1 pseudogene is annotated in these 263 nt (G+C 54.0%); it reads right to left on the minus strand.

Annotation, left to right across the window (positions count from 1 at the left end):
* Positions 1 to 238: pseudogene (locus QVO66_RS10445) on the minus strand (helicase); the annotation flags it as partial.
* Positions 239 to 263 lie beyond the last annotated feature (25 nt).

Genomic DNA, 263 nt, shown 5'->3' on the forward strand with positions numbered 1-263 from the left:
TCGGCTCGTAGAGGTTGAGGAACTTGCCGACAACGGGCTGGTAGCCCACATGGTCGGGAACGGTGCAGAAGCCGTCATACTTGGGAACGCTCGCCATATAGTCCTTGCCGTAGTCCTGCCGCAGGGTCTCGGAGTTCCATGCGATGCGTTTCCTCACATAGCCGCCGTCAATACGGGGCTGGTTTACAATCTTGTAGAGCGCGGTGCCTACTCGGATGAATGTTTCTTTCTTTTCCATGTCTTTAATACAGATTTAGTGCCGC

This window comes from Prevotella sp. CAG:255 (assembly GCF_000431195.1).
GTDB classification, from domain to species: domain Bacteria; phylum Bacteroidota; class Bacteroidia; order Bacteroidales; family Bacteroidaceae; genus Prevotella; species Prevotella rara.